This is a genomic window from Mycobacterium sp., from assembly GCF_049278535.1.
Classification (GTDB): Bacteria; Actinomycetota; Actinomycetes; order Mycobacteriales; family Mycobacteriaceae; genus Mycobacterium.
In genome coordinates, this window is record NZ_JBAPMI010000373.1 from 1 (window position 1) to 6843 (window position 6843).

A 6843-nucleotide genomic window follows, 5' to 3' on the forward strand; every position below is an offset into this window, starting at 1 on the left:
GCGCCGGCCCCAGCACCGGCACCCGCTCCGGCTCCGCCCGCACCAGCGCCGCCGCCGGCACCCGCCGGGCCCAAGCAGTACACATATTCGGTGACCGGCACCAAGGCGCCGTTCGACCAGATCACCATCACCTACACGGATGCTTCGGGGATGCGACGGACACTGTCCAACGTCTACATCCCGTGGACGATCACGCTCACACCGATCTCGGCGTCTGACGTCGGGTCGATCGAGGCGTCCAGCTTGCTGCGACTGAGCAAGCTCAACTGCAAGGTCACCGCCAGCGACGGAACGGTGTTGTCGGCCAACGAGAACAACCAACCACAGGTCAACTGCTGATGACCGACGCCTGGGGAATCCGCGGCAAAGTCACACCGGCGACGTCTGACCGCATCCTGATCGGGTCGTGCGCGGCCATCTGGCTGGCCCTGGTCGGGATGAGCGTGGCCGCTCTCGTCGCGCTGATGGATTTAGGCCGTGGTTTTCACGCCGCGAAAGGGAACCCGCACTCGTCCTCGGTGCTGTACGCGATCATCATCATCTCCGCGCTGGTCATCCTGGCGGCGATTCCGATGCTGTTGCGTGCCCGACGGATCACCCGTGACGGGCCGGTCGCGCGATCGGCGGGATCGCCGGGGCGCACTGCGAGCGCTCGTTCGATCAGGTCCGGGTCGATGACCACGCAGGGCGCCACCGAGCGGTTGACCACATTGCGGCCGGCGCTGCCGGATGCCGCGGTGAACCGCTTTTGGCTGCGCGGCACGGTTGCGCTGATGGGCACCATGGGCACTGCGCTGCTTGCGGTGGCGGCGGCGACCTACGCGATGGCGATCGGCCACGACGGCTACTCATGGACGGGATATGGGATCGCCGGGGCCATCACGCTTGCCATGCCGCTGGTTCCCTGGCGCCACGTGCGTCAGCTGCGCGGCATGCTGGCTGCCTGACGGCGTGAGCCGGCTAAACCCGCTTAGCCCACTTGGGATACTGAACCGCGTAGCGGTTAGTGGTGGCCGTTCGTTGAGCCGTTGCCGTTGCTACCGTTCTGGTGCTCCCGCAATGCGGTGAGCGCGCGTTGTTCTGCGGCGTGGTGGGCTTCGGACAGCGCGGCGTCCTCAGCAGCCGGGTCGGCGTACAGGAAGCTGCCCGAGCCGGGGGAGCCAGCGGAGCCGAGTTTGTTCATCTTCACCGGGACCGGGGCGCCTTGGTACTCCAACGGGATGGGGTGGCCGTGGTCGTCGACTGGGCCCAGCGGCTGGTGCAGTTCGATGTAGGCGCCGTGCGGCAGACGTTTGATGATGCCGGTCTCGACGCCGTGCTCGAGGACGGCGCGGTCACTGCGCTGCAACCCGACGCACCACCGGTAGGCGATGAAATACACGATCGGCGGCAGCACGACCATGCCGATGCGCCCGATCCAGGTGGTCGCGTTCAGCGAGATGTGGAACTTCCACGCGATCACGTCGTTCATCGCGCTCAGCGTGAGAACCATGTAGAAGGCGATAGCCATCGCGCCGATCGAGGTCCGCACCGGCACGTCGCGCGGGCGTTGCAGCAGGTTGTGGTGGGCGTAGTCGCCGGTGAACCGCTTCTCCAGGAACGGATAAACGATCAGCAGCGTGAAGATCAGACCCATCAGCAGACCAACCCAGACCACAGCCGGGATGGTGTGGTGACCGATGTAGAACTCCCACGCCGGCCAAATACGAGCCAGACCTTCGGTCCACATCATGTAGAAGTCCGGCTGCGATCCTGCCGAGACGTGAGATGGCTTGTAGGGGCCCAGATTCCAGATCGGGTTGATCTGCAGCAGGCCGCCCATCAGGCCAAGGATGCCGGTGGTCAACGCAAAGAAGGCGCCGGACTTGACGGCGAAGACCGGCATCACGCGCACGCCGACGACATTGTGTTCGGTGCGGCCGGGGCCGGGAAACTGAGTGTGCTTCTGGAACCACACGAATGCCAGGTGTGCGCCGATCAGCGCCAGAATGATGCCCGGCAGCAGCAGGATGTGCAGCCCGTACAGGCGCGGGATGATGTAGCCCGCCGAGGTGCAGTCGTCTCCCACACCTCCGCAGGGGAAGTCCCCACCGAACAGCGCCCAGTGCAGCCAGGAGCCAATCACCGGCATTCCCAATGTGATCGACGAGAGTGCGGCACGCAGCCCGATGCCGGACAGCAGGTCGTCGGGTAGCGAGTAGCCGAAGTAGCCCTCGAACATCGACAGGATCAGCAGCAGCGACCCGATGATCCAGTTGGCTTCGCGGGGCCGGCGGAACGCGCCGGTGAAGAAGATGCGGGCCAGGTGCACCATGATGGACGCGGAGAACATCAGTGCGGCCCAGTGGTGGACCTGGCGGACGAACAGACCGCCGCGCACCTCGAAGCTGATGTCGAGGGTCGACGCGAACGCCTTGGACATCTCCACGCCACGCAGCGGTTGATAGACGCCGTTGTAGGTGACGTCTTGCATGGAGGCGTCGAAGAACAGCGTCAGGTACACCCCGGTCAGCAGCAGCACGATGAAGCTGTACATCGCGATCTCGCCGAGCAGGAACGACCAGTGCGTCGGGAAGACCTTGTTCAGCTGGCGGCGCGTCGCGGCGGACAGGTGGTAACGCGAATCGACGTCCTGGCCTTGACGGACCAGGACATCGCCGACGCTGGGGGGACTCAGTTTTGGACTCATGTTGTGCGCTCCCAAAATGCCGGTCCGACAGGTTCGATGAAATCACCGTTGGCGACTAAATACCCGTCGGCGTCGATTGTTATCGGCAGTTGCGCCAACGCGCGTGCGGCCGGGCCGAAAATCGGCTTGGCGTAATGCAACGCGTCGAACTGCGACTGGTGACACGGGCACAGGATCCGGTAGTCCTGCTGCTCATACAGCGATGCGGGACAGCCCAGGTGTGAGCAGACTTTCGTGTACGCGAACAACTCGCCGAAGTTGAAGCTCTCCTGACCCTTGCGTTTGACCACCTTGGGCAGATCGGGGGCCTTGATACGGATCAGCATCACCGGGTTGCGGACGGCGGCCAGGATGCGGGAAAGCTTCTCGTGGGATTCCACCGTTGTGCCGTCACCGTCGGACTCGCGCCAGGGGAAGACGGTTTCCATGCCACCGGCCTCGAGGTCCTCCGGGCGCATCTTGATGAACGGCGCTCCGAGATGCTCACCGGTGGCTCGGGCCAAAAAGATCGTTTCGCCGTGAAAGCGTGGGGTCCAGCCCGAGGTCCACAGCACGGCCTTCTTGCCGTCAGCGGTCTGGATGACGGGTTTCCACGGGTTCTTGATGAGCCCGCCAGCAAACGCCACCAGAGTGCCGAGCCCGAATGCGCCGAGGCCCGCGCCGAGCGACAGGCCGATCAGCTTGCGGCGTCGCAGCGTCGAACCTTCGAGAGCGTCGGTGAGGTTGGCTGCGACGGTTTTGCGGTCGATTTCATCTGACCCGGCCGCGTCGTAGTGGCGGTCCTGGATCGAAATCTCTTCGGGGATGAACTTTTTCTGGAAGAGCACCGCGCCGACCGCGATGCACAACACGGACCCCCCGAAGGTCAGGCCGTAGAGCGGGGTGGCCAGCGAGTACATCAGGCTGCCCGACGAACCGTTCGGCTGGTACTCCCACGGCCAGAACAGGAACACCAGCAGCAGGGCCAGCCCGAGCAGGCCGCCCAGCAAAAGCCAAATCGCCACCAGGCGCTCGGCGCGCCTTTCGGCTTTGGTGCCTTCGACCGGCCAGCGCGGCTCTTTGAAGACGGTTTCCACACCGTCCATCCGGCCGCCGAGCGCGACGAGTTCTTCGCGCGACATGGCGTTCAGTTCGGCGTCGGTGGGATCTCCGCTGTCGTTGGTCATGATCGCGCCCCAATCCACAGCGCCGCGCCGATGACGGCGACCATTCCGACGATCCAGGCCACCATGCCCTCGGGTGCGGGGCCGAAGCCGCCCAGGCCGTTGCCGCCCGGACTGTGTGCCTCGGTCACGTTTTTCACGTAGGCGATGATGTCTTTCTTCGCGTCGAACGACAGCTGACGGTCGGAGAACTTCGGCATGTTCTGCGGGCCGGTCAGCATCGCGTTCAGGATCTGCTGCTCGTTGGCCGGCTCCAGATCCGGAGCGAACTTGCCCGAGGACAGCGCGCCGCCCTTACCGGTGAAGTTGTGGCATGACGAGCAGTTGAGCCGGAACAGGTCACCGCCGCGGCCCAGGTCATCCCCGCGCAGCGACTTCATTGCGATGCTGCCGTCGGCGTTGCGCGTCACGGTCGGGCCGCCGCCGTTGGACTGCACGTAGGCGCCCAGCGCCTCAATCTGCGACTCGTCGAAGATCGGGTCTTTGCGGACGGCCTGCGCCTCGCCGCGCATGGCGGGCATCCGGCCGCTGGACACCTGGAAGTAGACGGCAGCCTCGCCGACGCCGATCAGGCTGGGCCCGCGGTCGGGGACACCCTGCAGGTTGGCGCCGTGGCAGGTTACACACGAGGTGTCGAAAAGCTGTTTGCCCGTTCGCAGTAACGCCGAGGACGACTCGTCGGCAACGGCCACCTGCGGGCTGGGAGTCAGGACGGCGGCCAGTCCGCCGGCGACCACCAGAGCCAACACCAGCAGCAGTCCGGCCGACAGTCGGCGACGCAGGCGCCGGCGTGCCCGATCACTCAGCGATCGGTCCAACCCCAGTTTCTTCAACCGAGCACTCCTGTTCTTACGCATGCTGGTCAACGGATGAAATAGATCGTGGCGAACAGCGCGATCCAGACGATGTCGACGAAGTGCCAGTAGTAGGAGACGACGATCGACGCGGTCGCCTGCGCCGGGGTGAACTTGCTCATCGTGGTGCGAGCCAGCAAGAAGATGAAGGCGATCAGCCCGCCGATGACGTGCAACCCGTGGAAACCGGTGGCCAGGTAGAAAACGCTGCCGTAGGCGCTGCTGGGGATCGTGGTCCCGTGGCTCATCAGGTGGTGGTACTCGTAGGCCTGGCCGAGGACGAAGAACAGTCCCATCCCGAACGTGACCAAGTACCAGCGGCGCAGCCCGAAAACGTCGCCGCGCTCGGCCGCGAAGACGCCCATCTGGCAGGTGAACGACGAGGCGATCAGCACCAGCGTGACCGGCACGGCTTGATACAGGTTCAGCTCGGTCGGTGCAGGCGGCCAGTTGCCGGCCGCCTGTGCCCGTGCGGTGAAGTAGAAGGCGAACAGCCCAGCAAAGAACATCAGTTCGCTGGAAAGCCAGACTATGGTGCCAACACTGACCATGTTGGGGCGGTTGAGCGAATGTACGCGCGCCGTGATTGCTGTACCCGAGGTCCCTACCGCACTCGTCACATCCGCAAGTATGACGCTTTGTAGTTGTCGACCTCCACCCGGGGCGGCAATTTGGCGGACGAAATTCATGTCGATCCGCGGCCCGCGCCCGGCTGCGCCGCTCGCGCGGCCACCATGGGACCATTTGTGGTGTGGCGGCGTCATCGTCCGGGTCATCGCAACGACCCTCGGAAGCGGCGCTGTCGTGGCCTCAAGTGCTCGACGTTTTGACCGCGGGCCGGGATCTGGCGCGCGGTCAGGCCGGCTGGGCCATGGAGCAGATCATGACCGGATCGGCGACGCCGGCGCAGCTCGCGGCCTTCGCCGTTGCGATGAAGATGAAGGCACCGACTGCGCGCGAAGTGGCCGAGTTGGCCGACGTGATGCTGCAGCACGGGCGCCGGCTGCCGACCGAGCAGATCGGGACCGACACCGTCGACGTGGTCGGGACCGGTGGTGATGGCGTCAGCACCGTCAACTTATCGACGATGGCGGCGATAGTTGTTGCGGCCAGCGGTATTCCGGTGGTCAAGCACGGTAACCGGGCGGCCTCGTCGCTGGCTGGCGGGGCCGACACGCTGGAAGCGCTCGGGGTGCGCATCGACCTGCAACCCGACGAGGTCGCGCGCAGTGTGGCTGAAGTCGGGATCGGGTTCTGTTTCGCGCCGCAGTTCCACCCCTCGTATCGGCACGCGTCGGCGGTACGGCGGGAGATCGGTGTGCCCACTGTCTTCAATTTGCTTGGGCCGCTTACCAACCCGGGCCGACCGCGGGCAGGGCTGATCGGCTGCGCGTTCGCTGAGCTGGCCGAGGTGATGGCGGGGGTCTTCGCCGCGCGTCAGTCCAGCGTGCTGGTGGTGCACGGTGACGACGGTCTCGACGAGCTGACGACCACCACGACGAGCACCATCTGGCGGGTTCAAGCCGGCACGGTGGACAAGCTGAAATTCGATCCCGCCGGATTCGGATTTGCGCGCGCCGACCTCGACGAGCTGTTAGGTGGTGACGCGGTCGCCAATGCGGCGGAGGCGCGTTCGGTGCTGGCCGGCGCCAAGGGCCCGGTGCGCGATGCCGTCGTGCTCAACGCCGCAGGCGCGATCGTCGCCCATGCCGGGCTATCCAGCCGCGCCGAGTGGTTGCCCGCGTGGGAGGACGGGCTGCGTCGGGCCGTCGACGCGATCGACAGCGGGTCGGCCGAACAGCTGCTCGCGCGATGGGTGCGGTTCGGTCAGCAGCTCTGAGGCCCGGCTCGTGATGGCTTGTTCGGCGGCCAGCCGTGCGGAGCGTGCCGACGCCGCCCACTCGGCCCACGGCCCGGCGGACCGCAACGGCGTGCACCAACCGTCCTCGCCGCTGACACACACGATGCGTACCCCGGGGCCGGCCAACCAGCGCGCGACCAGCGCCGTCTCTTCGACCGGTGCCCCTCCCAGCGGCGCGGAATCTGGCAGCACCACCTGCGCACCCGCCCGGACGGCGTCGACGACGGGCATCGGTGGCACCCCGCGCCGTGCGGTCCCGGCAGCAGCGAGCTGGCC

The 6843-nt window shown here is 66.0% G+C and carries 8 protein-coding genes; 4 read left to right on the top strand and 4 right to left on the bottom strand.

Going from position 1 to position 6843, the window contains the following annotated elements; all coding sequences use genetic code 11:
* Positions 1-339: MmpS family transport accessory protein (locus WAO18_RS24150; protein WP_422208751.1), on the top strand; the 339-nt coding region annotated here is incomplete at its 5' end.
* Entirely contained in the window at positions 339-947 is a 609-nt protein-coding gene (locus WAO18_RS24155) for a DUF2561 family protein (protein WP_422208752.1), read from the top strand. The genes WAO18_RS24150 and WAO18_RS24155, both read left to right, overlap by 1 nt.
* A gap of 56 nt (positions 948-1003) precedes the next feature.
* Here WAO18_RS24155 and WAO18_RS24160 read toward each other — a convergent pair whose 3' ends face one another.
* From WAO18_RS24160 to WAO18_RS24175, 4 genes are read right to left on the bottom strand one after another with little or no spacing between them, the layout of a single operon-like run.
* Positions 1004-2689, bottom strand: a complete 1686-nt coding sequence (locus WAO18_RS24160) for a cytochrome b (protein ID WP_422208753.1) — start codon at positions 2687-2689, stop codon at positions 1004-1006.
* A complete protein-coding gene (locus WAO18_RS24165; protein WP_422208754.1) occupies positions 2686-3855 on the bottom strand; it encodes a ubiquinol-cytochrome c reductase iron-sulfur subunit in 1170 nt (389 codons plus the stop codon). Before WAO18_RS24165 ends, WAO18_RS24160 begins: the two co-directional genes overlap by 4 nt.
* Positions 3852-4685, bottom strand: coding sequence for a c-type cytochrome (locus WAO18_RS24170; protein ID WP_422208755.1), 834 nt, complete (start codon positions 4683-4685; stop codon positions 3852-3854). Before WAO18_RS24170 ends, WAO18_RS24165 begins: the two co-directional genes overlap by 4 nt.
* Positions 4686-4714: 29 nt before the next feature.
* Positions 4715-5326 carry a cytochrome c oxidase subunit 3 gene (locus WAO18_RS24175; RefSeq protein ID WP_422208756.1) on the bottom strand — a complete coding sequence of 204 codons (612 nt, stop codon included), beginning with the start codon at positions 5324-5326 and terminating at the stop codon, positions 4715-4717.
* Positions 5327-5457: 131 nt separating this feature from the next.
* Between WAO18_RS24175 and trpD the strand changes: the two genes are divergently transcribed.
* Positions 5458-6546 carry an anthranilate phosphoribosyltransferase gene (gene trpD, locus WAO18_RS24180; RefSeq protein ID WP_422208757.1) on the top strand — a complete coding sequence of 363 codons (1089 nt, stop codon included), beginning with the start codon at positions 5458-5460 and terminating at the stop codon, positions 6544-6546.
* A gap of 13 nt (positions 6547-6559) precedes the next feature.
* Positions 6560-6843: hypothetical protein (locus tag WAO18_RS24185; protein WP_422208758.1), on the top strand; the 284-nt coding region annotated here is incomplete at its 3' end.

Coding starts and splice junctions, on each gene's coding strand:
- WAO18_RS24155 (WP_422208752.1), top strand. CDS start 339: ATGACCGACGCCTGGGGAATCCGCGGCAAAGTCACACCGGCGACGTCT.
- WAO18_RS24160 (WP_422208753.1), bottom strand. CDS start 2,689: ATGAGTCCAAAACTGAGTCCCCCCAGCGTCGGCGATGTCCTGGTCCGT.
- WAO18_RS24165 (WP_422208754.1), bottom strand. CDS start 3,855: ATGACCAACGACAGCGGAGATCCCACCGACGCCGAACTGAACGCCATG.